This is a genomic window from Maridesulfovibrio sp. FT414, assembly GCF_050916235.1.
In the GTDB taxonomy this organism is placed as follows: Bacteria; Desulfobacterota; Desulfovibrionia; order Desulfovibrionales; family Desulfovibrionaceae; genus Maridesulfovibrio.
In genome coordinates this window covers 1890847-1914593 of sequence record NZ_CP104854.1, presented here as the reverse complement: position 1 = coordinate 1914593, position 23747 = coordinate 1890847, and the positions used below count along the sequence as shown (strand labels likewise).

Genomic DNA, 23747 nt, shown 5'->3' with positions numbered 1-23747 from the left:
ATTTTACAGGGGAGGATGAGCATGTCCCAAACCAATATTCTTCTTGAATCAGGTACGAATGAGCTTGAAATTGTAGAGTTTTATATCGACGAAATGGATAATATCCGAGACTCCACCCGGCGCAATTTTTACGGCATCAACGTGGCCAAGGTTGTGGAGATCATCAGGCTGCCCGAACTTACAGACATGCCGGACGCTGCAAACGATGCTGTTCTGGGGGCATTTGACCTCAGGTCCGAAATCATCCCCCTGATCGATCTCAGCCGTCGGGTGGGCAAACACAGGATTGAGAACGAAGCCCCTAAGGTTATCGTTACTGAGTTCAACAAAATTTCCACAGCGTTCCTTGTTTCCGGCGTGACCAGAATTCACCGGATCAGCTGGGAGCAGGTAGAAGCCCCGAGCAGGCAGGTTTCCTCTCTCACCGCAAACTCCATCACCGGTGTGGTCAAGCTTGAAGGACGTATCGTTTTCCTGTTGGACCTCGAAAAGATCGTTGCCGACCTCAACCCCGGTATGGACATTACAGACATGCCTGAGGCTGACCTGATCAACAAGATCGAGAGCCGTCAGCTCAAGGCCCTTATTGCCGACGACTCAACCATGATCCGCCGCATGATCGGTCAGATGCTTGAAGATGCCGGCTTCAGAGTCACCCGTACCCATAACGGAAAGGCGGCATGGGACAAGATTGTCGAATGGCGGAGCAGGGCCGAGGCAGAAGGCAAGACCATTGACGACTTCGTGGATATAGTGGTCACGGATATTGAAATGCCGGTTATGGACGGTCACAACCTGACCAAGCGGATCAAGGATGACCCTGAACTGCGCCACATTCCGGTACTGCTTTGCTCCTCAATCATTACCGATACCCTTTACCACAAGGGTGAGTCAGTTGGAGCCAACGACCAGATTTCCAAGGCCGAAATCAATCAGCTTGCTGAAAGGGTATTCAAACTTATTGAATCCACTAAGGGCTGATAGCAGAGCCATCAGAAAACAGGAAAGCCCTGCTGATTTTTTCAGCAGGGCTTTTTTCTTTCTAGCTGATCCAGATCAAAGAGCACATGCGTCCAGTCTCTCTTTCCCGGCGGTATGAAAAGAATGTCCGGGGCATTGAAAACGTGCACATATCAAGAGCGTAGATGTTACGCGGCCTGAGTCCTGCTTCGATGAGCTGGTCTTTGGTCAGTTTCCAGAGGTCTACAGTGCATTCCGCAGAATCGTAGTATTCTTCGAATCCGGGCTCAAAGTCCGTGGCAAAATTGACGAACTGCGCAGCCTGCGGGCTCAGGCTGGGACCTCTTACCGCCAGCAGGTCGGCCGGATCACATGAGTAGTGCCCACAGATTTCCGCCACGCCCTGTCCCGGGAAATTTATGGAATTCCCACGCCAGCCGTTGTGCAGACCGGCTACAAAACTGCCGTTTTTATGGGCCAGCATTATCGGCTGGCAGTCAGCCGTCTTGATCACAAGGGCATGGCCGCGTGCCGAAGTAGCAAGGCCGTCCCCCTCAAGTTCGGTTTCATCTCCGGGAGTGCCTTTGGACGGTTCATAGTGGATAATGTCTCCATGAACCTGCCTGCATTCGTGCCAGTGGGCAATGCCAAGGGAGGCGGCGAGTTCGGTCCGGTTTGCGCGGACGTCAAAAGGATCATCGCCCACATCGAATGACAGGTTGGCTTCATCAAAAGGAGCCTTGCTTCTGCCGCCGTTGCGGGTGGTGAAGACAACGGAGACATTGTCCAGTCCCGGAAAAAAGAACGGGATAAAATTCAGTTTCGCCATATCAATTCCTTGTCTGTGCAAATTAGTTCAACTGGCTGATCCCAGGGTTCATGTGGAAATCCGTCCACTATCTGGAAAGAGTAGCAGATGCCCACGGAAAGGAATCCATCCTTCTGGGGTCTGGCCAGAAAACGGTCATAATAGCCGCCGCCGAAGCCGATGCGGAAGCCGTTTCGGTCAAATCCTACTCCCGGCACCAGTATCAGGTCCGGTGAAACCGCATCCGGGAATTCGCAACGGGAGCGGCACGGTTCCTTGATTCCGAAAGAGCCGCTGATCAGGTCCTTTTCCGCCCTGACCACGCCGAAGTCCATTATACCCGGTTCGTCCCTCCGGCAGCAGGGCATGAATAGTTTTTTGTCGCTGCTTAGTGCTTCCGTAAGCAGCGGACGGATGTCCACCTCGTTCCTGATGGGCCAGTACAGCAGCACTTCACCGGCGTTTTTCCACTGTTCCAGCCCAAGAAGACTTTCAACGATGCAGCGGCTTGCAGAGTGTACAGCCGTTTCCTTCAACGAGGAACGCAGTTCTAGGAGCCTCTGTCTTATTACATTCTTATCCACACCCGTCTCCCGGTGGTTTTAATTCGCGTTGTCCGGATTTGAGCATGTCTTGGACCGAAAAATCAACCGGATAGTGTAACAATACGGAAAAGTTGATAGCTGCCGTTGCTTGCGGGCGGTCTGTAACCATTGGTTTTTGGTGCTTAAAATGTTATCCACTGAAACCTGTTAAGCAATTTTAAATATCACAATTAGATATAACTACCGGAGTATACATGTCCGAAAGAACCAGAAACTGGATTGCATTCGGGGATATTCATCAGAGTACCGGGTTGCCGGCGCTCATTCCCGGCATCGAACAGGCCGATGCGATAATCGTTACCGGCGACCTGACCAATCATTCGCCCGAAGGTGCGGTGGAAAAGGTCTGGAATTCCATTTATGCCTGCAACCCCAACATTCTGGCCCAGGCCGGAAATATGGACCGCCGCAATGTCACCGAGTTCCTCAAGGGCAGGGGGGCGAACCTGAACTGTGAAGTCCGCGAACTGGCTCCGGGCGTCAAGCTCATGGGGGTCGGATATTCCATCCCCACACCCTTCGGCACCCCCAGCGAGGTGAGCGAAGAGGAGATGGCCGTACTGCTTGAGGAAACCTACGGCAAGGTCGGAGAGTATGAAAGACTGATTCTTGCCGTACACGATTCTCCCTACGATACCGCCCTGGACATGATTTCAAACGGCATGCATGTCGGCAGCAGGGCTGTTCGGGCATTTATTGAAAAGCGTCAGCCAGATATTGTGGTCAGTGGGCACATCCATGAATCCAGAGGGGAAGACTCGATCGGCAGGTCGCGCCTTTTCAATCCCGGCATGGCTGCCGGCGGAGGGTACGTGTTTATTTCTCTTGAAAACGGTGAACTGACCGCAACCCTTAAGCAAGTGTAGGCGGCATGGGTAAAATAAGATTTGTGTGGGTTGGCAAGCTTAAAGAGCCTTTTTTTCGAGAGGCTTGTGAGCATTACAGCAAGAAGCTGGGACGGTTTCACAAGCTTGACGAGACGGTTTTGAAAGACGCACCGGGCAAGCTTCCCCCGGAAGACAAGGTTCTCCGGGAGGGTAAGGCTATCATGGAAAAGATCCAGCCGTCCGACATGGTTATCTGTATGGATGAAAAAGGTCAGGAGATGACTTCCGTGGAACTTTCAAAACAGCTGGAGCGTTGGACCGAAGACCCTAACCTGACCCCCTGTTTTGTCATCGGCGGTCCCTTCGGCCTGTCCGATGAAGTGAAGAATGTCGCACGCATCAAACTTTCCCTGAGCAAAATGACCCTGCCGCACGAGCTTGCCCGGACCATGCTTTTGGAACAGCTCTACCGAGCAGCATCCATCTCTCGCGGGTCTCCGTATCACCATGTTTAAGGAGGCCTTCGGCGTCCAGAGAACCTTTTTTGAAAAAATGGTTCTCTGGACTCTCCAAAAAACTTTTTTAATGCGCTGTCGCTACCTGCTCGGAAACAGGCCCAGTTGATAGGGCTATAAGTGCCAGCCTGAAAGGATTTTATAATGATTAAAATGGATTATCTTGAGAAACTTGAACATTACATGACTTCAGGTGACATGAAGTTTGAGTTTGATAACGGGACAGAAGAAAAACGTTTCGATATTCTCGAGTTTCTTGAAAAACTGATGGATGTGGCTGAAATTGCAGATGAGTACGCAACCAAGCTTATCTTCAAGGAAGGTATACTGGATCAACTGGCTGGCGGTGGAAGCGGCGAGTAAGCCAGCTTTAAATCGATTTGGGATCTGACGAGGCTTAGATGTTGTTAGCTCAAGGATGTCAGGAAATTTTAAAGCCCTGTGCGTCTACGCACAGGGCTTTTGTCTTATTGTCTGGCTGGGAAAGGGGCGAAACCCTGTGTGTCTTATCAGCCGTCGTTTTTTTCCCAAACTGACGTTTCTCCATACGAAGCGGCGTAGCCTACTGAAAGGTTTTGGGATTCTTAAACCATTTTGCAAAAGGGTTTAAGCCGCCGGAGGCATCTACCCACACCAGTCGCCTACTGGTTGGAATGAGCTTCCCTGATTCTGGCAGCGAGGTATTCCTTGGGTTCGGCGTCGTCTGCATCGAAGCAGTGTCCGTCCTGACCGAGCAGGCCTCCGGGAACGAGATCGCCAATTTCATCGGGATCGGTGATGCAGTCGCCGAAGAAGCATACCGAGAGCCAGCGGGCTGCGGGATCGTCATCAATAACGTCGACCATGACGAAGAGGGGCCATTTATCCTGAGAGGTCTTGACCCCGCGCATGGAGTAGGTCACGCCGGGACGGGCATGGAATTCGATTTTCGTGTCTTCAAGGGATTCCAGAAGGGTTTTGAATTCAACGAAGACTTCTTTCACGCCAGCGGGGTCCTGATCCCATTCGGAAATAAATTTATCCAGTTCCATTTGTCACTCCTTGATAGATTATTATGTCAGCCCAGGTCGCAGCCGGAAGCAAAAAAAATCGCCCGACCAGTAAATATGGCTGTCGAATTCATGAGTTATACGTTTCCGGGTCATGATTTTGTGACATTCATACTCTTATGTCCACATATGGGCAATCAGGATTTGACATTGACCTTCGATCCAATGTAGGGAGACTGTATTCGTAACGGTAAACATAAATTTCTGGATACAGTTTGATGAAGTCAGCACAGGATATATTCGCCGAATACCTTTCCCGGCAGAGACTTAAAATGACCCCTCAGCGCAGGAACATTCTGGATGTTTTCCTTGCTGAGGAAGGGCATGTCTCCTCTGAAGAGCTGTACAACCTGATCCGGAAGGAAGACTCCTCCATCGGTCAGGCCACGGTTTACCGTACCCTGAAACTTCTTGCCGAATCCGGCATTGCCAAAGCTGTTGATTTCAACGACGGCGTACTCCGCTATGAGCATAAATACGGTCATGACCATCATGACCATCTTGTCTGCGAGCGTTGCGGTAAGACCATCGAAGCCGTTGATCCTGAAATTGAACATCTGCAGGAAGAACTCGCAAGAAAGCATGGTTTCGTGCTTACCCATCATGAAATGTACCTCTTCGGCGTTTGCAGGGAGTGCCAGGAAAAGAGCGAATAAATACGCAGAAATTTCCTTCACGCACACATAAAAGCGCCGCCTGAACACAGCCGGCGCTTTTTTAGGTTCAAGGAATTTTTACATAGGCAATTGGCTGGAATTAATTTTCCCACTTCGGTTAACCTTACACACAGGCTGAAAGCAGCCGCCCCAGACAGAGGATTGTATGATCAAGCCAGATTTTGAAAAGATGAACGGACTCATCCCGGCCATCGCCCAGGACGCAGAAAGCGGAGAAGTCCTGATGATGGCGTACATGAATGAGGAATCATGGAATAAAACGCTTGAGACCGGTGATGCCCATTATTGGAGCAGAAGCCGCAATACCCTCTGGCATAAGGGCGGAACCTCGGGTCATGTGCAGAAGATCAGGTCCATCAGGATCGACTGCGACAATGACACCCTTGTCCTGCTCATAGAGCAGATCGGCGGGGCAGCCTGTCACAAAGGTTACAGAAGCTGTTTTTTTCGTGAACTCAAGGACGGCGAAGTCATCGAATGTTCGCCCATGGTTTTTGACCCCAAGGAGGTATACAAATAATGTCCAATAAGCTTAAAATCGGCCTGCCCAAAGGTTCCCTGCAGGATGCAACAATCAAACTCTTCGCCAAATCCGGCTGGAAGATCAACCTGCACCACAGAAACTATTTCCCCGATGTAAACGACGAAGAGCTGAATATTTCCATGTGCCGTGCACAGGAAATGTCCGTGTACGTAGCTGACGGCGTTCTCGACGTAGGTATGACCGGCAAGGACTGGATCCTTGAGAACAACTCCGACGTTGTTGAAGTCTCCAGCCTCGTATACTCCAAAGTCTCCAACCGTCCCGCCCGCTGGATTCTCGCTGTTGCCGGTGATTCTCCCTACCAGAAGCCTGAAGATCTCGAAGGCAAGAAAATCGCAACCGAGCTCGTCGGCTGCACCAAGAGATACTTCGAAGAACGCGGCATCAATGTTGAAGTCTTCTACTCCTGGGGCGCAACCGAAGCCAAGGTAGTTGAAGGTCTCTGCGATGCGATTGTAGAGGTCACCGAAACCGGCACCACTATCAAGGCCCACGGCCTGCGCATCATCGACGAGATCATGCAGACCAACACCCGCCTCATCGCCAACAAGAATGCATGGAATGATCCCTGGAAGCGCAAGAAAATCGAGAACATCAACCTGCTGCTGCAGGGTGCTCTGCGTGCCGAGAAAATGGTCGGCCTGAAGATGAACATGCCCAAGAGCTCTCTTGATGAAGCCATGAAGGTCATGCCCTGCCTGAACTCCCCCACCGTGTCCTCTCTTTCCAACCCCGAATGGGTGTCCGTAGAGATCATGGTCGAGGAAATGGCCGTTCGTGAACTGATCCCCCAGCTCATTGATATGGGCGCGGAAGGTATCATTGAGTACCCGCTGAATAAAGTCATCTAATTGCCCGCTGGGCGGGGAATCCTTTTAAAGGGTTCTCCGGACTTTACTGCGCTGTAATGGCGGTCATCAGGAAAGTCTGTTTTAGAATGTAGAGGCCGCAATGCCATTTGGCATTGCGGCTTTTTGTTTTGGCGGCTTAGGATCATAAAAAAGCAGGCTGGGTCCAGATGGAACCAGCCTGCTTATTTATTGCTTATTAGATCTGCTAGTTGTTCTTGAAAGCGATTCTGAAGCAGATGATTGCACCGCCCCAGGTGATTCCAAGCCCGAAAAGCATCATGATGATTGCGCTTGTTTCCATGGTCTAGCTCCTTTTGAGGAAGTTGCTGTTGGAAGAGGATACGCCAACGAAAGCGCGCTCTTTGGAAGCGAAGAAAACAGCAAGGGCCATGCAGGCGAAGAGCACAGCCCAGCCATAGGTCAGGATGGCTTCATTGGAGTAGCCACTGTAGTTTTCCTTGATGTCGCCGATGAAGTTGGACACCAGCATGAAGCCGAGCATTGCAGGGACAAAGAAGCGGAGGCTGTTCATCCACAGGGCGCCGACCTTGATTTCCGAGGTCTTGTTAATGTGATCGCACAGGGAGTTGAGGTCACACATCCAGGCAATGAACATGATTTCAATGAATCCTCCGAGAAGGATGCCGAAATTGTTCACGAAATGGTCGACGATATCAAGCAGATACAGACCGCCACCGGTGGTGAACGCCGTGCTGACCATGAAGCCGATTCCGCAGAACGCGACGGCCGCAGTTTTGCGGGAGACGTTCATCTTGTCGATGATGGCGGAAACTACAACTTCGGTGATGGAGATCATGGAAGAAAGACCCGCAACAACAAGGGCGAGGAAGAAGAGCACACCGAAGAAGACCGGAGCGGGCATCAGGTTGATTGCGGTGGGCAGGGTTACAAAGGCCAGTCCTACGCCGGCACCGGCAACATCCTTGATGGGGACGCCCTGCTGCTGAGCCATGTAGCCGAGCACGCTGAAGATCATGATACCGGAGATTACGCTGAATCCGCAGTTGATGAAAACGGTCATGCAGGCGTTGTTGGTGATGTCGGATTTCTTGGGCAGGTAGCTGGAATAGGAAAGCATGATGCCGAAGCCGATGGAAAGGCTGAAGAATATCTGACCGAAAGCGTCAGCCCATACTTTGCCGTTCATGATGGCGGAAAAGTCTGGTTTGAACAGCCAGTTTACACCGTCAACAGCGCCGGGCAGGCTGAGCCCGCGGGCAATGAATACAAATACCAGAAGGAAAAGAACGGGCATGAAAATTTTGTTCACCCTTTCGATGCCGCTTTTTACTCCGGAGAAAATAGCGATGAAGGTAAATATCCATGCTGCTGCGGTTGCGGAAAAGATGCTGGTCTTTACTCTGCCGAGCGCCATGGGTGAATCGGTCAGTCCGAGGAACTGGCCGAAGAAGAAGTCCTTCGGTGCTGCACCCCATCCCTGAGAGAAAGCCAGAGCGAGGTAGTTGATGGCCCAGGCGATAACTACAACGTAGTAGGAGGCGATAACGAAGGAGACCATTACCTGCCACCAGCCCAGCCATTCCCATTTCCGGGAAATAGAGGAGAAAATTCTTGGCGCGGAACCTTTGAATCTCTGGCCGAGGCCGAATTCAAGGATCATGAAGGGGATACCCGCAGCGAGCATGGCTACGAAATAAGGAATGAGGAATGCGCCGCCGCCGTTTTCATAAACCATGTAGGGGAAGCGCCAGATGTTACCAAGCCCGATTGCGGAACCCACAGCGGCCAGAACAAAGCCGGTACGGGAACCCCATGTTTCTCTTTTTTGCATGTTGTTAGAACTCCTTTAGAAAAGACCGCTAATCTCACAACCATTTTGCGAAATAAGCAAAAACTATATGTAAAATGCGCTAAACGCATAATGGAGCAACCCCCATAGAATACATTTTGATTATTGTCCATCAAATTTCATGGCGCAAAATTCTGCTGAAAGAGTAATTTCCCGGTAAAAGAATTGTATTCTACGTCATTTAAGACCGATAGAATGCTGAAATCATTTTTCGTGAAGAGAATCTTCGCACAGTCGGTTCGGAGTGGTGCATACATATTCTTATGGCCGTAATCAGTTTTGCTTGCTCCGTGCATTGGTCTTTGTTTGATCCTGTTATTATGGTTGGTTATGAACTCTGGGTCAGGTGTGTTTTTTCCTGAATACGGGTAATGGCTGCAAAGCTGGAGGGCGGTTTAATGCTCCGGGCACGGGCAAGTCGGTTCTCGACTTATGTACCCGATTGATATTATGCTTTATTGCAGAAAATAAGCAGGGAGAGTTTGTTATGGCGCATATTCTGGTTCTTGATGATGTGGTTGATGCAGGGATTCTGTTGAAACGGATTCTGGAGCGCAAAGGGCACGAGGTTTCGGTTTTTTCCGAGGAGGAAGAGGCCCTTGGGTATGTCCGCAAAAACAGCGTGGATCTGGCTATTCTGGACATCAAGTTGAAGAAGATGACCGGAGTGGAGGTTCTTGAGGAGGTGAAGAAGCTGTCCCCGCAGTTGAAGGTGATAATGCTTACCGGATATCCTACCCTTGAGACCGCCAGGGAATCTCTCAAGCACGGGGCTAATGAATATTGCGTAAAACCCATCGATAAAGACGAGCTTGAGCTTAAAGTGGAAGAAGTCCTTTCCGAATAGCGGGATTGTTTTTTTATGTGGCTGTTGCTTTAGCCCTGCAAAACATAATTATCGTGCAGCATTGCCATGCATAAGATGCTCTGAACCAGTGCAGATTCCAAAGGCAATCTTTCGTTGAATACGAAGTGTTGCGGATATGCGGAGCATCGGTGGCCTGGCGTTTTGGGGCACAGTGTCTTCCTTTTGTATGCCATTTGAGAGTCATACCGTCATGTGGTCATAGTTCTTCTACCGTGGCAATAACTTCGGTGTTGGGGTTCCCGGCTGCAACCGGATTGAAGTGAGCGCGCAGTCTGCAGGTTCTCCTTCCGATAAATGAGGTGTATTCTCCTTCGTAGGTGGCCGGTTCGCCAGTGAGCGCCCTTCCAAGGGTATTTCTCAGGAGCTGTGAGCTGTACAGGGCAGTGTTGAGACCGATGATTACATCCCGTTCTGCTCCCATTATTTCGGCAAACCTCTGATTGCAGTCCTCAATTACACCGTCATGGTTGAAATACACCATTCCGATCGGTGAATTTTCAAAAATGACCCGGTATTTCTTTCTTTCGTTGATGAGTCTTTTTTCAATTTCTTCCCGTTCAGCTATCTGCTTTTTCAGTGAAAGATTAAGCACTTCGTTTCTGTGGTGTATCAGACAGGTGGTTATTGATTTTGCCAGCTTGATATTTATCTTGCGCAATGAGTTGAGCGCAGACCGACTGAGGGGGGTAAGTCCTTTTTCTATTACGAGGAATCCTGCAGTAGGCAGATCAAACATGTAGTGGTGGTTCCCGTTGGCAAAGGAGTACAGAGGCAGCTTTTCGCGCAGCTCTGCTTCGTCGTGATCGTCCTTGCAGCTGTTGACCAGTGCCAGAAAGTCCAGAATCGGACCTTTCGGGGATATTTTTTTGGGTATGTGGAAACGGATATCGTAGCGCGCAGTCTCATCTGAGCGAAGTAATACAGCAGCACCCATGCAGCACAACCTGCGCAGGTATGTGGACAGGGCTCTTGAAAGCATTTTCTGCAGGTCCAGACTTGAACCCAGCGACATGGCAATTTCGAGCAGAATTTGTTCCTGTATTCTGATGCTCACAATTCCTCCAGTACGGCAAGGATGGTTGTCTTATTGTGGAATTCCAGGGACTGTCTGAAGCTGGTTGCTATTTCACCGAACGTCAGTATGCCGGCCATCGGAATCTCCGGGAGGGGGATGGCCTGAAGTTCCTCTTCGAATCTGTCTTCCAAAAACAGGGCCCGGGATATGCAGTCGACCATGAATGCCATGGACCTTTCGGTGAGTTTTGCTTCGCCCTGCAGCGGAGAAATGGATCTGGAGGCCTGAATCAGCGAGTCGGCACTGCCGTGCATGACTTCGACAAATGATCCTTCCCTTACCTCCCCAACGCAGATCAGATTGCCGTTTGCATCGGTTTTGACAGGATCACGGATGATATGGGCACAGCAGATCCTTGAAAGGCCGAACGGGTATGAGCGGGTAAGGGAGAGAAAATTGTCCGTTGTCATGCACTGGCCGGAATGGCCGCGGATTGCTTCCCTGTAGATGCTGAAGGCTGGCATCCAGTCCAGTGATTTGATTACGTTGCTCTCGGATTCAGTCACTTTGAACGGTCCCTTGATCGGGAGCCATCCGTGGCTGATGCTTACCGAACTGGGGGTGTTGATGAAAACGATTACTGCACTGTCTTCGAGCATGCCTGCGTTGGTGAACAGGCACGGCTTCCTTTCAAGGGAGAGCGATCCTGCTCCTCCCCCGAATATGTTCGGCTCCAGTCCAAGATTGATGAACATGGCATTAATGAATGAGGAAATGCGGCTTGCCAGCCCGTCCACCATTGTAAAAACGGTCGAAGTTACTTTGCTCTCATCCAGCTTTCTGTCCAGTTCCCGGTCATAGTTCTTCTTCGGATCGCTCAGACCCTGTATGGTCAGAATTGACGGCTCATCTGAAAGTGCGATTACGAGTGTTCCCTTATCGAGTTTCTCGTGTCCGAATAGAATCCCCGGAAAAATTCCCCCGGCCAGCGGGACAGGGCATTCAGCCAGAACAGGATTGAGTTCTTCAGAAGTATATCCGTTCCCGTCACAGCTCATGATCAGCAGTCCGCGGACAGCATGATCTTCAGCAGTGTTCAGGACAAGTTGTCTAAATGATTGCACGGTAGCTGTGCGATCAAGTTCAATGCGCATTGTTTTCTCCAATAACCTCCCGGCATTCAGACTGAAATGCGTCCGAGTTTTTCCGGGATGGAATCACGTAATTTTATTCCCATACTGCATTGCAAGGCAAGTATATCATATTTTTCAGTGTTTAAATACGGAGATGAATTTAAACATTGAACTTGAACAACGCAGTCAAATCTGTTTTTTATAGGCTTCTTCCAAGCTGAAACATGTATCGATCATATATACGGGCTGCAATCATGCCTGATCATTAAATTCAAGGAGAAATATCATGTCTGATTTATCCATACTCTTTCCCGGACAGGGATCTCAGGAACCCGGAATGGGGCGCGATCTGGCGGAAAAATGGACTGCCGCCATGGATCTTTGGAAATTTGCTGAAGCTGAATCCGGCCTTGCACTGCGTGAAATCTACTGGGACGGCGATGCCGCTGCCATGGCCAGCACCGATGCACTGCAGCCTGCGTTGACCGTGGTCAACCTGTCCATCTGGTTCTATCTCAAGGACAGCCTCAAGCCCGCAGCCACTGCCGGTCACAGCCTCGGTGAATTTGCCTCGCTCGGCGCTTCCGGCATTCTTTCAGCAGAGGACACTCTCCGGGCGGTCTGTCTGCGCGGTAAACTCATGTCTCAGGTTGCCAACTCTGATCATGGAATGGCTGCCGTGCTCAAGATGAGCCAGTCCGACGTTGAGGATGCTGTTGCATTCGGCGCCAGTGAATCCGGCAAGGAGCTGCGCATTGCCAATTACAACTCTCCAGCCCAGTATGTAATCAGCGGAGAGAAGGCCGCCATTGATGCTGCCGGAACCGTGATCAAGGAACGCAAGGGCCGTGCGGTTCCCCTGCCTGTAAGCGGAGCTTTCCACAGCCCGCTCATTCAGGAGGCTGCAGACGAGTTTTCCGCCTATCTCGGCAAACTCCACTGGAATTCTCCGGCTTTTCCGGTTTATTTCAACGTTACCGCCGCACCCGAATCCAACCCTGAGCGGATCAAGGAGATCATGCGATCGCAGATGACTTCCTCCGTCCGCTGGATAGAAATCATTTCCAACCAGTATGACGCCGGTGTGCGTTCCTTCTATGAACTCGGTCCTAAGGGCGTGCTGACCAAGCTGCTTGCTGCCAATCTCAAAGGCAAGGAGTTCGAAGGCAAGGATATCGGGAATCTGGAAAAAGCTGATTCCGTAAAATAAAAAACATCTCTACACGCCGGTTGTTTCATGGATATGCCGGTCATGAAGAAAATATGATACAGCCCCTGAAATTTGTTTCAGGGGCTGCTTTTTTGGGCCTCTTATACTGTGCAGACATGTGAACCTGTGCAGTATGCGTCCATGAAGTTCATCATCTGATTTCCAAGATGCATGCACTCCCTGCCTTCAAGGCACCTTTCCGCATCTGTGCTGTCAATGTGGGTAAACAGGGTTTCCCCGTCCTTGTTCAGTGTTATGATCCAGGCGTCCTTTTCAACGCTGAACTCGGTAGTCAGTCCGAGGCTGTAGCGTTCGATTTCAGGGTAAAGGGCCAGAATCCTGTTCCTAAGCTGTGAACTGCTGATATTCATAACCGCCTCCTCTCATCTTAAAAATGAGGATATACGGCCTTTCGGGTCGTTTGTTTTGTCTTGATAATAAGATGATAGGGGTTAAGAGCCACCCGTCAAGTCCCATCTGATTGTTCCCGTATAGGACTCAGTCTAATTATGCTCAATTTGAAAGAATAAAATTCAGCGAAGATAATATATTCAAGTTGGTTTGTTGCTGATAAGATCCACATGGTTGCAAAATTACGGTATTATTTTTTACGATTTTTATTTTGCAATCGGTACCGATGTGTTAATTTTGAAAAATAAGTCCCGGCTGCCCGGCAGCCATGCAGGAGAGGGGGGCAGCCTTTTTCCTGCTCAGATCTCCGGCGCCGGGATTGTTCATGCTGTATCAATAACCGATTGGAGTCACATATGAAAACCTTGACCGCTTCCCGCATGGAGCGCTGCATAGGGTGCCATTCATGTTCTTTCGCCTGCGCCCGGCTGGTGCATAAGCTTCTTTCCTGGAACACGGCCGGTATAAGGATTGCCTCTTCAGGGGGACTTTCGACGGGCTTTGTTGCTAAAGTCTGCCTTGCCTGTTCTCCTGCTCCATGTGCGGAGGCCTGTCCTACCGGGGCCATGATGCCGAGGAAGAAAGGCGGCGGAGTCCTGTACAGGAAGGATGACTGCATCCGGTGCGGAAAATGCGCTGCGGCCTGTCCTGTTGAAGCCATTTATCTTGACCTGAAGGACCGTCCCTATGTCTGCATCCACTGCGGACGCTGCGTGGCCTTCTGCCCGCACGAATGTCTGGAGATGGTCGAATCCGTTGATTCCGGTACCAAGGAGGACTCCAAATGATACGTGATTATTTCAGGGTCCTTCTGGTGGACCTGTCTACCGGCAAGGGAAATGTGGTCAAGGTCGACGGGCGTAATGAATTTGGAGGAGGAAGCGGGCTTGGAGCACTCCTGTTCGATCAGTACGGCTTTGCGGACCGCCCGTGGGACGACCCGGACCAGCCGTTGATTTTTTCCATCGGAGCACTGACCGGTTTGTTCCCGCTCATGAGCAAGACGGTATGTTCCTTCAAATCCCCCTACCACGACCAGTTTGCTGAAAGTCATGCCGGGGGACGTTCCGCGCTGGCCATACGTTTTGCTGATTATGACGCAGTTGTGATCAGGGGGCGGGCAAAGCGGCTGACCTGCCTGTCCATCGGGATGAAGCATCTGGAGCTCAAGGACGTGCAGTTCCTCGCCGGGAAGGATGTCTTTGAGACCGGCAAGATCCTGCGCCGCATGTTCCCCGGTTCCGGCCACCGTTCCATACTGCGCATCGGTCCGGCAGGGGAGAATCTTTCAGCCATGGCCTGCATCAATGCCGATACTTACCGCCATTTCGGCAGGCTCGGTTCCGGTGCAGTCATGGGAGCCAAGAACCTCAAGGGGATAGTCATTCAGGGTGACGGATCTTTCGCGCTGTCCGATAATCCGGATTACCCCAAGGTTTACAAGCAGGTTTATGACAAGATGACTGCTACTGACATGATGAGCAAGTACCACAACCTCGGTACCGCAGCGAACCTCGGAGCCCTGAACGAACTTAAGTCCCTGCCGTGGCGAAACCTGCAGGCTACCAGAGACGAAGCGATAACAGGCATCACCGGCGAGAAGTTCGCCGACGATACCCTGCTGCGTAACGCCGCCTGTGCGGGCTGTCCGGTCGGGTGTATACATGTAGGCTTTGTGCGCGAAAAATTCATGGTCCAGAACCAGTACCTCTACCGGCAGGTGGCCTACGATTACGAGCCTATTTTCGCTACCGGTTCCATGCTTGGCGTTACCGATGCCTTTCAGGTGCTTGGAATCATGGATGAGGTGGAAAAAGCCGGTCTGGACGTGATGTCCGGCGGCGTTGCGCTGGGCTGGGCAACGGAAGCCTTTGAAAAGGGATTGATCACCGAAGCCGAAACAATTGTACCGCTGGCTTTCGGTAATGCCGAAAATTACAAAAAAGCGGTCTTCTATCTTGGGGAGGCTGAAAATGAGTTCTACCGGGCATTGGGTAAGGGCAGTCTTGTGGCTGCTGCCAGATACGGCGGAGAGGACTTTGCCTGTGTTCTGGGGCAGGAGATGGCCGGGTATGCTACCGGGGAAACTTTCTACGTTGCCGAAGGACTCGGCTTCCGGCATTCGCATCTCGATTCCGGCGGCTATTCATGGGACCAGAAGCACGACAAGAAGGATGTGCATGGTGTCTGTGACTTTCTGATCAAGGATGAGTCCGGCAGGGCTTTTCTCACTTCCATGGTTTCCTGTCTATTTGGACGGGGAGTCTACAGTGATGAGCAGCTGGGTGAGTGTCTGAGATCGGTCAGTTATACTGAAATAGCTGATAACATCGACTCCATCGGAGAGCGAATCCGGGCAATGCGCTGGAAGGTGCGCTTTGATACCGGTTACGATCCTGAATCAGTTGCCATTCCTAAGCGTTACCATGAAGTGACCACTTGGAAAGGTCAGACCGATCCCGTTTATCTGGAAGAGCTCAAAGCCGAGTATGCCCGCAGAATCCGCGGCTTGGTAGCGGATGAACACCTTCAGAAGTTCGGCCTTAAAAAAAATGAGTAAATATTAAAAAAGTGCTTGCAAATGAGGACCGGTTTCGATAAATATCTCTCCTCAGCGGCGCCGAGGTAGCTCAGTCGGTAGAGCAGGGGACTGAAAATCCCCGTGTCGGGAGTTCAATTCTCTCCCTCGGCACCACTTGCCACAAATCGCCTTCATGACCGGATCGTGAGGGCGCTTTTCTTTTGTGCTAATAGTAGGCGGCAGTATACGTTTTTACTGCCGCCTTTTTCTGTTCCGGCTGCTAAGCCTTCATGTTCCCCGTGTTTTACCGGTTCAGGTTCTCTTTGCGCAGAAATGATATGGTCAGGGAAGGCGAGACTTTCCTGCTGTCCCGAATCATGTATCCGTGCTTGGCATAGATGTGCAGGTTTTTCAGACTTCTGCTGCCGGTGAAAAGTTCATAGGCTCTGACCGAGGGGTAGTGTGCTTCTATTCCCCTGAGCAGTGCGGAACCCAGCCCTTTGTTCTGATGTTCCGGGCTTACAATGAGCTTCCCTACATGACAGACCCCATCCTTTTCACAGGCCCGGACCGAACCGATTATTTCTCCTTCAAGTTCAATTTTCAAGAATAGGTGGCTTGAAAATTCTTTTTCAATCTCATCGTCAGATTGCAGAAGTGGCGGGATGTTGAAGTCGTTATAGATTTCAGCTTCGCTTAAGTAGGCTGTCTTCTGCAGTGCGAGTATCTGCTTGAGATCTGCTGCGGCTGCTTGCTCGATTTTATATGCGAGTGATGTGTCGGTCCTGGACATGATTGGTATTCCTCCGATGGAAACGGACTGGTGGGCATTAAATGCGACTGGAACAAGCGGGAATGCGTTCATCGCCTGCAGGCAGAGAGAGATCCGGCGAGCCCTGCATGAACAGCATAGGCAGAATTATTGGATGAACTTTTTAGCTATGCAGGTCAACCGATTTGTACGCTCAGAGGCGCCGGTAAAGAGGCTGATCAGCCTGACGGAGCGGAGTATACTGACTGATACAGGCCGCAGTACCGTTAAGGGTGCTGCGGCCTGTTTGTCTTGCAATGAAATCTTCTTATGGGGAGCAGAAACTACCAGCGCAATGACAGGCAGGTCAGGCCGCCGTCCATTTTGCGGAATTCGGACATGTCGATGTAGTCGGGCTTGAAGCCGTTTTTGTCGAGCAGCTCGGCTGTGGCGGGGAACCCCGCAGGGGCCAGCAGCTTTGGACCGAGATAAAGACAGTTGGCGGAATACTCTTCGCCGTCCGGCACGGTAAGCTTCCTGAACTGTGCAAACTCTTCACGGGCCGCGAAACGGCCGCTCATGATCAGGGTATCTTCATCAAGAGCCGACAGTTCGGTCTTGAGATGGGGCATGCCGAATTTAAAAGGTACGGGGACGGCCTTGAACCCGAATCTCGTTACAGCTTTGGAGAACTGTTCATATCCGGACCGGTTGGTACGGGTATCTATGCCCACATAAAAAGTCTTGCCCATGAGCAGGACGTCGCCGCCCTCCATGAGTCCATCCCCTTCCATGCGTATGATTTCATCAACCTGTGAACTGATGGCGGTGCTGATGATCTCGATTTCACCGCGTCTCGGTTCTGCTCCGGGGCAGGTCAGGAAGGCTGCGGTTCCACCCTCAAAGGGGATCATCACTGCGGTGTCTTCTACAAAGACCGAGTCAGGGTACTCCTCAACAGGCTCAAGTACGGTAACGCTGATCCCGGCCTGTTCGAAGTGTTCTATGTATGTTTTATGCTGGGCAAGGGTCAGGTCCATGTCCGGACAACCCAGGCCGGCTTCGGTTATGCCCTGCCCCATGTTGCGGGAGGGGGTTCTGACAATGGCGTTGCGGAACATCCTGTGTATCTCCTGAAATCCTACTGTATAATTGCGTCCTTGGCCTTCTGCTGCTCGGCAATGAGAGTCAGCTTGGTACGGATGTATTCGCTGGCGATGTTTCCCGCCTCATCGTTCTGGGTGGGGGCGTAGGCCGCAATGTCTTCTGCAACCTGCTTTTCCATGCGCTCTGATTCCATGAACATGATGTAGATAAGTACCAGTGAGGAATTATTTTCGGTTGTACCGCTGCACAGCTCTTCGATCTGGTTGCGGGGTACGGTTTCCAGCAGTCTATCGATGAACATACCTATCCACTTGTCATAAAGCTCAGCAATAGACGGAATCATGGATTTGATGTTCCTGACTGCACCTTCATCTATGTTGGGCATTGTCATGGCAATGAATTCACCTAAGGCGTCCTGCCGGGCCTCTTCATTTTCAGTGAACTTTTTCATGATTACCTGATGAATATATTCTCTGATTTTTGCTTCTTCCATATTCTGGTTCCCCTGTTCTGCAAAAAATGAATTAAGTTAAATTGATGAAGGTTGATTACTAGAAAGAGCTACGGCAGGCAACCGGCTTGATTGCACCTGTGCTTTGGTGATAAGCCTCCAGCATAATAAATACGGTACTTATTCAGGAGAGATGATGGTTAACGGAAAAAAAGTGGTAATGGTCATGCCTGCCTACAATGCGGCGTCCACCCTTAAAAAGACAATTGACGAGCTTCCTCCGGATGTGGTGGACGAGATTCTGCTGGTGGATGACTGCAGCCGCGATGATACCGTAGCCCAGGCGGAGACTCTGGGGATAAAGACCGTGGTTCATGCCTGCAATACTGGATACGGGGGCAACCAGAAGACCTGCTACAGGACTGCCCTTGAAATGGGGGCCGACGTAGTTGTCATGGTCCACCCGGACTATCAGTATACCCCGCGGATCATTTCGGCCATGGTATCACCCATTGCCAACGGCGTTTTCGACTGCATGCTGGGTTCACGTATTCTCGGAACCGGTGCCCTGAAAGGCGGCATGCCTCTCTATAAATTTGTCGCCAACCGCTGTCTGACCATCTTCCAGAACATCCTGGTAGGCTACCATCTTTCCGAGTACCACACCGGATACCGGGCCTTTTCACGGGAACTGCTGGAAAATCTTCCTGTCGACGCCAACAGCGACGACTTTGTTTTCGATAACCAGATGCTCTGCCAGATCATCTACGCCGGGTACGACATCGGGGAAGTTACCTGCCCGACCCGTTATATGGATGATTCTTCATCAATCAGCTTTGCCCGTTCAGTACGATACGGCCTCGGTGTGCTGCGCTGCTCCATGGAAACCCTGCTGCACAGGCTGGGCTGGAAGGAAAGCGATTTCCTCAAAGGAATAACCCGGCGTTGATTTTTTGCCTCCGGCGGCCAGAGAACCTTTTTTGAAAAAAAGGTTCTCTGGACTCTCCAAAAAACTTTTTTAACAGGCTGTCGCTGCGTTCGAGTCCAATCGCAACTCTGGAATTGTCTTTGTTCCGCAAAATTTATTTTTCATATGGCCTTATTGTTGGCAATAGCTTGAAACTAATAGGGATTCCAAAGGGTCGCGGACCCTTTGGCCGCCGGAGGCGAAATTCGATCGTCAAAAGCGCGCAGCGCATCAAGATCAGGAGGCACTTTTTGAGGAAATCAGTGTCGCAAGAGCACATTGTATCTAAATATATTTAGCAGGTGATAATCATGAATGTGACATCTTCCGTATATGACACTAAAAAGGTGCTGCTTTGCTCGGCCCTGTTGGCGGCGATGGTTATTGCCGTGTACGGGCAGTGTGGCGGCTTCGAGCTGGTCACCTATGACGACACCAGCTACGTCATCGACAATGCACGGGTCATGCAGGGTCTGTCTGCCGAAAATATCGGCTGGGCCTTCAGCACATTCCAGCTTTCAAACTATCACCCGCTGACCGTTGTCTCCCACATGCTTGATACATCCCTTTTCGGGGATTCGCCCGGTGCCCGGCATCTGGTCAACGTGTTCTTTCATCTGCTGAATGTGCTGCTGTTGTTCTTTTTTCTGCTCAAAGCCAGTGCCGGACTTGAAGAAGGCGGGGTGTGGCCTTCCTTTTTTGCCGCAGCCCTCTTTGCCGTGCACCCGGTGCACGTTGAGTCTGTGGCGTGGGTTGCCGAGCGCAAGGATGTTCTGTCCGCCTTTTTCTGGCTGTCCGCCATGCATTGCTGGCTTGCGTATGCAAAGAACAGGAGCATGGCCAATTACGGGCTGACCTTCTTTTTTACCGGGCTGGGAATTCTTGCCAAGCCGATGGTAGTCACGCTTCCTGCAGCACTGTTTCTGCTTGATGTCTGGCCTCTCAAGCGTGTTGATTTCAGGGAGAACCCTGTTGCGCAGCTTGGCAGGGTGATTGTAGAGAAGATTCCGCTTCTTTGTCTGTCAGTTCTTTCCTCCGTACTTACGGTTATGGCTCAGGAAGGCGGCGGGGCCATGCAGTCCATTGCCTCATTTCCGCTATCCCTGCGTATTTCCAATGCGCTTGTTTCATACGTGGCTTATCTCGGAGAGCTGGTTGCCCCGGTCAACCTTGCTGTCTTTTATCCATATCCGCATGCAATCCCCGTCTGGCAGCCTGTTCTTGCGTTGTTGTTTATTGTTGCGGTCAGTGTAGTCTGTTTGCGTTTTCTGCGCAGGTTCCCTCTGGGGGCTGTGGGCTGGTTCTGGTATCTCGGTACACTTGTGCCGGTCATCGGGCTGGTTCAGGTCGGTGATCAGGCTATGGCCGACCGTTATGCCTATATCCCGTTCATGGGACTGTACATGCTGCTGTCATTCGGAGCCGTTCGGCTGGTGAAGGCAGGACGTTTGCCCGGCAGCGCTGTGTTTGGTGCCGGGGCTGTAGTTGTGGGCGTGCTGCTTGTTGCGGCATATACACAGGCGGGGCACTGGCATAACAGTGAAACACTGTACCTGCGGGCTTTGTCGGTGACCGAGAACAACCACCATATGAACTACAACTATGCGAACCTGCTGGAACGCAGAAAGGATTATAACAAGGCGGCCGAGCATTATCGGGCAGCCATCAAGGCCGACCCTTCCCATTACAAGGCCATGACCAACCTTGCCAACATTCTTTCCCGGCGTGGGAAAGTCCTGGCCGCTATGGACCTTTATGAAAGAGCCCTTGCTCTTGCCCCTGATTACGCCACCGCCTATGCCAACCGCGGAATCGGATACCATAAGCAGGGCAGGCTTGATCTTGCTCTGGCCGACTACCGCAAGGCCCTTGAGCTGGAACCCCGTAATGCCAATACAATGGTCAACATTGGGCTGCTTTATTATATGCGCGGGGACAATTCTGCAGCAAAGGACTGGCTGCGGCGGGCTCTTGAGATAGACCCTCAGAATGATGCCGCCCGGAAGAATCTGTCCATGATTCCATAATAACGGTACAGGTCTTGTCTCATTGTTGATTTCAGTTGGTCGGATTATGCTGAGGGACCTGTCGCTCATGCTTACGGGCGGAAGATCCGGTCAAATCTGCTGAGAGGTAATGGACCACGTAATTCTCATTCTTCGATGCCTGAATTTTCATTTCATTGAGAACGGTTGACTGGTAAATATTATTGGAGCCCTGTGAATCTGTCACAGGGCTTTTTTGTTGCAGGTAAGAAGAATAAAGGCATCACGACGGATTTATTTTTTGAGAATAATTATGCAGCCAAAATTCATTTTTGATCAAAAATGGCAAAAAAAATCTGGACAGATTTGCTATATCCGCGCAAGTAAACCTGTTTGTACACAGTGACTGGCAATGCCTGATGGATGGTTGTCCGAAATTCTCCAGCAGGGATGTTCAGGCTTGCTTTCATGGGTTATGTATATTTTTTGTGGGCCGGTTTTTCTGACCCAATGGGGACGCCTGCGCCGAGCGCCATTTCGGAGTAGGGGTGAAAAATCGGGAAAGATAATAAAAGGGGTGTGTTCTGGATGGAAAAGTTACAGAAAAAATACGGTTTCTGGACTGCAACCGCAATGGTTGTAGGGATTGTTATCGGTTCCGGTGTATTCTTTAAGGCTGACGATGTGCTTAGTGCGGCTGGCGGTGACCTCGGGACTGCTTTGATTGCCTGGCTCATCGGCGGATCGATCATGGTCGTTACCGCGTATGTGTTTTCAAAGATTGCTACCCGTATCGAAAAGGTCAACGGCCTTGTGGACTATTTTGAAGAGGCTTACGGGGAAAAGGCCGGCTATCTTGTCGGCTGGTTTATGACTTTCATCTATTACCCGACCCTTGTTGCGGTTCTGGCATGGGTTTCAGCCAACTACACTGTAGGGCTTATTGGCCTCAAGGACGGAGTCTGGCCCATTTCATTTGTCTACATGACCGGATTCTTCCTGCTTAACTATTATTCTCCGGTTCTGGCCGGTATGTGGCAGGTTTCTTCTACTGTAATCAAGCTCATCCCGCTCGGCCTTGTGGCCGTGGTAGGCGGTATTGCCGGTCTTTCCAGCGGCCAGACCATGCAGAATTTCATGCAGGCTGCGCAGGCAGTGTCCGGTAGTGGCGGCGGACTTGCCGTTGCCACTCTTTCAACCGCTTTTGCCTATGAAGGCTGGATCATTGCCACTGTAATCAACGCCGAACTCAAGGATGCCAAACGTACCCTGCCCAAGGCGCTGGTAGTAGGAACCATCGCGGTAATGACCATATACATGCTCTATTACATGGGTATTTCCGGCGTGTTGACCAACGATCAGGTCCTCGTCGAAGGTGATGCAGCTCCGGTTCGGGTTATTGAGATGATCTTTGGTTCCGTAGGCGGTACCCTGCTGACCGTTTTCGTTATCATCTCCTGCCTCGGCACTCTCAACGGACTGATCATGGGCTCTGCCCGCGGCATGTTCTCCATCGCTTCCAGAAACATGGGCCCCAGAGCAGACCTGTTCAAACAGATCAATCCCATCACCAACAGCACCAGCCATTCCGCCATTCTCGGATATTTCCTTTCCCTGTTCTGGCTCATGGTCTGGTACGGCAACTTCCACGGCTGGTGGGGACAGTTCATGGATGTCTCCGAGCTACCGATTGCCTTCCTGTATGTGATCTACATCTCCATTTATATCTGGGTGATGAAGACTTTCACCGACCTCAGCCTGTTCAGCCGCTTTGTCTGCCCGACGCTGGCTGCCTGCGGTTCCATCTACATCATATGGGGAGCCATCCAGAAGGATATGTTCATTCACTTCCTGATCCTGACCCTGCTTATAGCCGGGGCCGGGGTTGCACTGATGAACAGCTCCAGACGCTAACTTATTTGCATTAATAAGGATTTGTCGTATGATGCCCGCATTGGTTTCAATGCGGGCATTCTTTTTTTGTGCTGTCTTATTTGAAAATGCTTTGCCCAATCATTGCAGCAGGGCATACTTGTTAAAATATTAATTCCATTAAGTCAGATGATTAATGTGGCTTTTGACTGTTTGGTTCAATGGTATTTGTTTTATGCCGTGGCGCAGCCGTAATAAAAGGTTTATGGCCCCCGGCAGGGTCGCCGAAGGCATGCCTTATGAGTCCCGCAGGATCGCCGGAGACTTCTCTAGACGAGATATCCGGGTAGCTCCCTGCTTGGGTGTAGCGATGGTTGCAGTGGAGGGTCAATTATGGGTGGCTTTGAGGAAAAACTGGCTGAACTGAACAGGAAATATGCAGCAGCTCTTGCGGGGCGTGTGGCTGAGCTGGAGGGGCATCTGGATACATACAGCGCTTCCGGCGACGGTGCTGCTTTGGAGTTCCTTTACAAGGGAGCCCATGCTGTAGCGGGTTCTGCGCGCACGTTCGGTCTGCCGGAGGTGACCGTCAAGGCCAAGGAACTGGAACTGGCCGCCCGAGACGGTGTGGAAACAAAAAAATTATATGAAAAACTGTCGGCCCTGAAAAAATGCATTTCTTCCTGATTGTTGAAGGGGTTAAAAATAGCGCGCTTCGCGGATTTCCGCTGTTTTTGCAGACGGAAGTTTGGTCCTGAGGCATTTTTTATGGTTGCATAGTGTCTTCTT

General features: G+C 51.0%; 26 protein-coding genes and 1 tRNA gene. 16 read left to right on the top strand and 11 right to left on the bottom strand.

Translation table 11 applies throughout. The annotated features are described in order from the left end of the window. Positions 1–21: 21 nt before the first annotated feature. Positions 22–981, top strand: a complete 960-nt coding sequence (locus tag N7E73_RS08565) for a chemotaxis protein (RefSeq protein WP_432738642.1) — start codon at positions 22–24, stop codon at positions 979–981. Positions 982–1042: 61 nt separating this feature from the next. Here N7E73_RS08565 and N7E73_RS08560 read toward each other — a convergent pair whose 3' ends face one another. Together N7E73_RS08560 and N7E73_RS08555 are read right to left on the bottom strand one after the other, a co-directional pair. Further along, positions 1043–1789, bottom strand: coding sequence for a polyphenol oxidase family protein (locus N7E73_RS08560; protein WP_432738641.1), 747 nt, complete (start codon positions 1787–1789; stop codon positions 1043–1045). Then, positions 1777–2352, bottom strand: a complete 576-nt coding sequence (locus N7E73_RS08555) for a 5-formyltetrahydrofolate cyclo-ligase (RefSeq protein WP_432738640.1) — start codon at positions 2350–2352, stop codon at positions 1777–1779. The genes N7E73_RS08560 and N7E73_RS08555 overlap by 13 nt, the downstream gene beginning before the upstream one ends. 215 nt (positions 2353–2567) lie before the next feature. On the opposite strand from N7E73_RS08555, the gene N7E73_RS08550 reads away from it, so the two are divergent. The 3 genes from N7E73_RS08550 to N7E73_RS08540 all read left to right on the top strand — a co-directional run bounded on the left by N7E73_RS08550 (position 2568) and on the right by N7E73_RS08540 (position 4078). After that, positions 2568–3239: a metallophosphoesterase gene (locus N7E73_RS08550; RefSeq protein WP_432738639.1), complete on the top strand. Its 672-nt coding sequence runs from the start codon at positions 2568–2570 to the stop codon at positions 3237–3239. A 5-nt stretch (positions 3240–3244) separates the two neighbouring features. Then, positions 3245–3715 carry a 23S rRNA (pseudouridine(1915)-N(3))-methyltransferase RlmH gene (locus N7E73_RS08545; protein WP_432738638.1) on the top strand — a complete coding sequence of 157 codons (471 nt, stop codon included), beginning with the start codon at positions 3245–3247 and terminating at the stop codon, positions 3713–3715. Positions 3716–3859: 144 nt separating this feature from the next. After that, entirely contained in the window at positions 3860–4078 is a 219-nt protein-coding gene (locus N7E73_RS08540; RefSeq protein WP_432738637.1) for a hypothetical protein, read from the top strand. A gap of 278 nt (positions 4079–4356) precedes the next feature. On the opposite strand, the gene N7E73_RS08535 is transcribed toward N7E73_RS08540, so the two are convergent. Then, positions 4357–4746, bottom strand: a complete 390-nt coding sequence (locus tag N7E73_RS08535) for a hypothetical protein (protein ID WP_432738636.1) — start codon at positions 4744–4746, stop codon at positions 4357–4359. A 236-nt stretch (positions 4747–4982) separates the two neighbouring features. Here N7E73_RS08535 and N7E73_RS08530 point away from each other — a divergent pair, with 236 nt between their 5' ends. The 3 genes from N7E73_RS08530 to hisG all read left to right on the top strand — a co-directional run bounded on the left by N7E73_RS08530 (position 4983) and on the right by hisG (position 6836). Next, complete coding sequence (locus N7E73_RS08530) at positions 4983–5420, top strand: Fur family transcriptional regulator (protein WP_432738635.1); 438 nt, start codon at positions 4983–4985, stop codon at positions 5418–5420. Between the two features lie 166 nt (positions 5421–5586). Then, positions 5587–5961: a phosphoribosyl-AMP cyclohydrolase gene (gene hisI / locus N7E73_RS08525; protein WP_432738634.1), complete on the top strand. Its 375-nt coding sequence runs from the start codon at positions 5587–5589 to the stop codon at positions 5959–5961. Then, the gene (hisG, locus tag N7E73_RS08520) at positions 5961–6836 is read left to right on the top strand and encodes an ATP phosphoribosyltransferase (RefSeq protein WP_432738633.1); all 876 of its coding nucleotides are present in this window, start codon (positions 5961–5963) and stop codon (positions 6834–6836) included. Before hisI ends, hisG begins: the two co-directional genes overlap by 1 nt. A gap of 205 nt (positions 6837–7041) precedes the next feature. Here hisG and N7E73_RS08515 read toward each other — a convergent pair whose 3' ends face one another. Together N7E73_RS08515 and N7E73_RS08510 are read right to left on the bottom strand one after the other, a co-directional pair. After that, complete coding sequence (locus N7E73_RS08515; RefSeq protein WP_432738632.1) at positions 7042–7137, bottom strand: MetS family NSS transporter small subunit; 96 nt, start codon at positions 7135–7137, stop codon at positions 7042–7044. A gap of 3 nt (positions 7138–7140) precedes the next feature. Continuing rightward, a complete protein-coding gene (locus tag N7E73_RS08510; protein ID WP_432738630.1) occupies positions 7141–8649 on the bottom strand; it encodes a sodium-dependent transporter in 1509 nt (502 codons plus the stop codon). 505 nt (positions 8650–9154) lie between these two features. On the opposite strand from N7E73_RS08510, the gene N7E73_RS08505 reads away from it, so the two are divergent. Continuing rightward, positions 9155–9514: a response regulator gene (locus N7E73_RS08505; protein ID WP_432738629.1), complete on the top strand. Its 360-nt coding sequence runs from the start codon at positions 9155–9157 to the stop codon at positions 9512–9514. A gap of 217 nt (positions 9515–9731) precedes the next feature. On the opposite strand, the gene N7E73_RS08500 is transcribed toward N7E73_RS08505, so the two are convergent. Together N7E73_RS08500 and N7E73_RS08495 are read right to left on the bottom strand one after the other, a co-directional pair. Next, a complete protein-coding gene (locus tag N7E73_RS08500) occupies positions 9732–10589 on the bottom strand; it encodes a PAS domain S-box protein (protein ID WP_432738628.1) in 858 nt (285 codons plus the stop codon). Next, the gene (locus tag N7E73_RS08495; protein WP_432738627.1) at positions 10586–11704 is read right to left on the bottom strand and encodes an FIST signal transduction protein; all 1119 of its coding nucleotides are present in this window, start codon (positions 11702–11704) and stop codon (positions 10586–10588) included. The genes N7E73_RS08500 and N7E73_RS08495 overlap by 4 nt, the downstream gene beginning before the upstream one ends. A gap of 265 nt (positions 11705–11969) precedes the next feature. Between N7E73_RS08495 and N7E73_RS08490 the strand changes: the two genes are divergently transcribed. Beyond that, positions 11970–12893 (top strand): ACP S-malonyltransferase, encoded by a 924-nt coding sequence (locus N7E73_RS08490; RefSeq protein WP_432738626.1) that lies wholly within the window; start codon positions 11970–11972, stop codon positions 12891–12893. Positions 12894–12994: 101 nt separating this feature from the next. Here N7E73_RS08490 and N7E73_RS08485 read toward each other — a convergent pair whose 3' ends face one another. Beyond that, on the bottom strand, positions 12995–13264 hold the full coding sequence (locus N7E73_RS08485) for a hypothetical protein (RefSeq protein ID WP_432738625.1): 270 nt from the start codon (positions 13262–13264) through the stop codon (positions 12995–12997). Positions 13265–13660: 396 nt separating this feature from the next. Here N7E73_RS08485 and N7E73_RS08480 point away from each other — a divergent pair, with 396 nt between their 5' ends. From N7E73_RS08480 to N7E73_RS08470, 3 genes are all read left to right on the top strand, one after another. Continuing rightward, positions 13661–14092, top strand: coding sequence for a 4Fe-4S dicluster domain-containing protein (locus tag N7E73_RS08480; RefSeq protein ID WP_432738624.1), 432 nt, complete (start codon positions 13661–13663; stop codon positions 14090–14092). Continuing rightward, the gene (locus tag N7E73_RS08475; protein ID WP_432738623.1) at positions 14089–15864 is read left to right on the top strand and encodes an aldehyde ferredoxin oxidoreductase N-terminal domain-containing protein; all 1776 of its coding nucleotides are present in this window, start codon (positions 14089–14091) and stop codon (positions 15862–15864) included. Before N7E73_RS08480 ends, N7E73_RS08475 begins: the two co-directional genes overlap by 4 nt. A gap of 59 nt (positions 15865–15923) precedes the next feature. Continuing rightward, positions 15924–15999: transfer RNA gene (locus tag N7E73_RS08470), tRNA-Phe, on the top strand. Positions 16000–16129: 130 nt separating this feature from the next. Here the strand turns inward: N7E73_RS08470 and N7E73_RS08465 are convergent. The 3 genes from N7E73_RS08465 to N7E73_RS08455 all read right to left on the bottom strand — a co-directional run bounded on the left by N7E73_RS08465 (position 16130) and on the right by N7E73_RS08455 (position 18176). Continuing rightward, positions 16130–16618: a GNAT family N-acetyltransferase gene (locus tag N7E73_RS08465; protein ID WP_432738622.1), complete on the bottom strand. Its 489-nt coding sequence runs from the start codon at positions 16616–16618 to the stop codon at positions 16130–16132. A 302-nt stretch (positions 16619–16920) separates the two neighbouring features. Continuing rightward, the gene (locus tag N7E73_RS08460) at positions 16921–17697 is read right to left on the bottom strand and encodes a dimethylarginine dimethylaminohydrolase family protein (protein ID WP_432738621.1); all 777 of its coding nucleotides are present in this window, start codon (positions 17695–17697) and stop codon (positions 16921–16923) included. 20 nt (positions 17698–17717) lie between these two features. Then, on the bottom strand, positions 17718–18176 hold the full coding sequence (locus N7E73_RS08455) for a hypothetical protein (RefSeq protein WP_432738620.1): 459 nt from the start codon (positions 18174–18176) through the stop codon (positions 17718–17720). Positions 18177–18327: 151 nt separating this feature from the next. On the opposite strand from N7E73_RS08455, the gene N7E73_RS08450 reads away from it, so the two are divergent. The 4 genes from N7E73_RS08450 (at position 18328) to N7E73_RS08435 (ending at position 23645) form a co-directional block, all read left to right on the top strand. Continuing rightward, positions 18328–19083 (top strand): glycosyltransferase family 2 protein, encoded by a 756-nt coding sequence (locus tag N7E73_RS08450; RefSeq protein ID WP_432738619.1) that lies wholly within the window; start codon positions 18328–18330, stop codon positions 19081–19083. Positions 19084–19412: 329 nt separating this feature from the next. After that, the gene (locus N7E73_RS08445; protein WP_432738618.1) at positions 19413–21128 is read left to right on the top strand and encodes a tetratricopeptide repeat protein; all 1716 of its coding nucleotides are present in this window, start codon (positions 19413–19415) and stop codon (positions 21126–21128) included. Between the two features lie 546 nt (positions 21129–21674). After that, positions 21675–23000, top strand: a complete 1326-nt coding sequence (locus N7E73_RS08440; RefSeq protein WP_432738617.1) for an APC family permease — start codon at positions 21675–21677, stop codon at positions 22998–23000. Positions 23001–23351: 351 nt separating this feature from the next. Next, positions 23352–23645 carry an Hpt domain-containing protein gene (locus N7E73_RS08435; protein ID WP_432738616.1) on the top strand — a complete coding sequence of 98 codons (294 nt, stop codon included), beginning with the start codon at positions 23352–23354 and terminating at the stop codon, positions 23643–23645. The last annotated feature ends 102 nt before the right edge of the window (positions 23646–23747 follow it).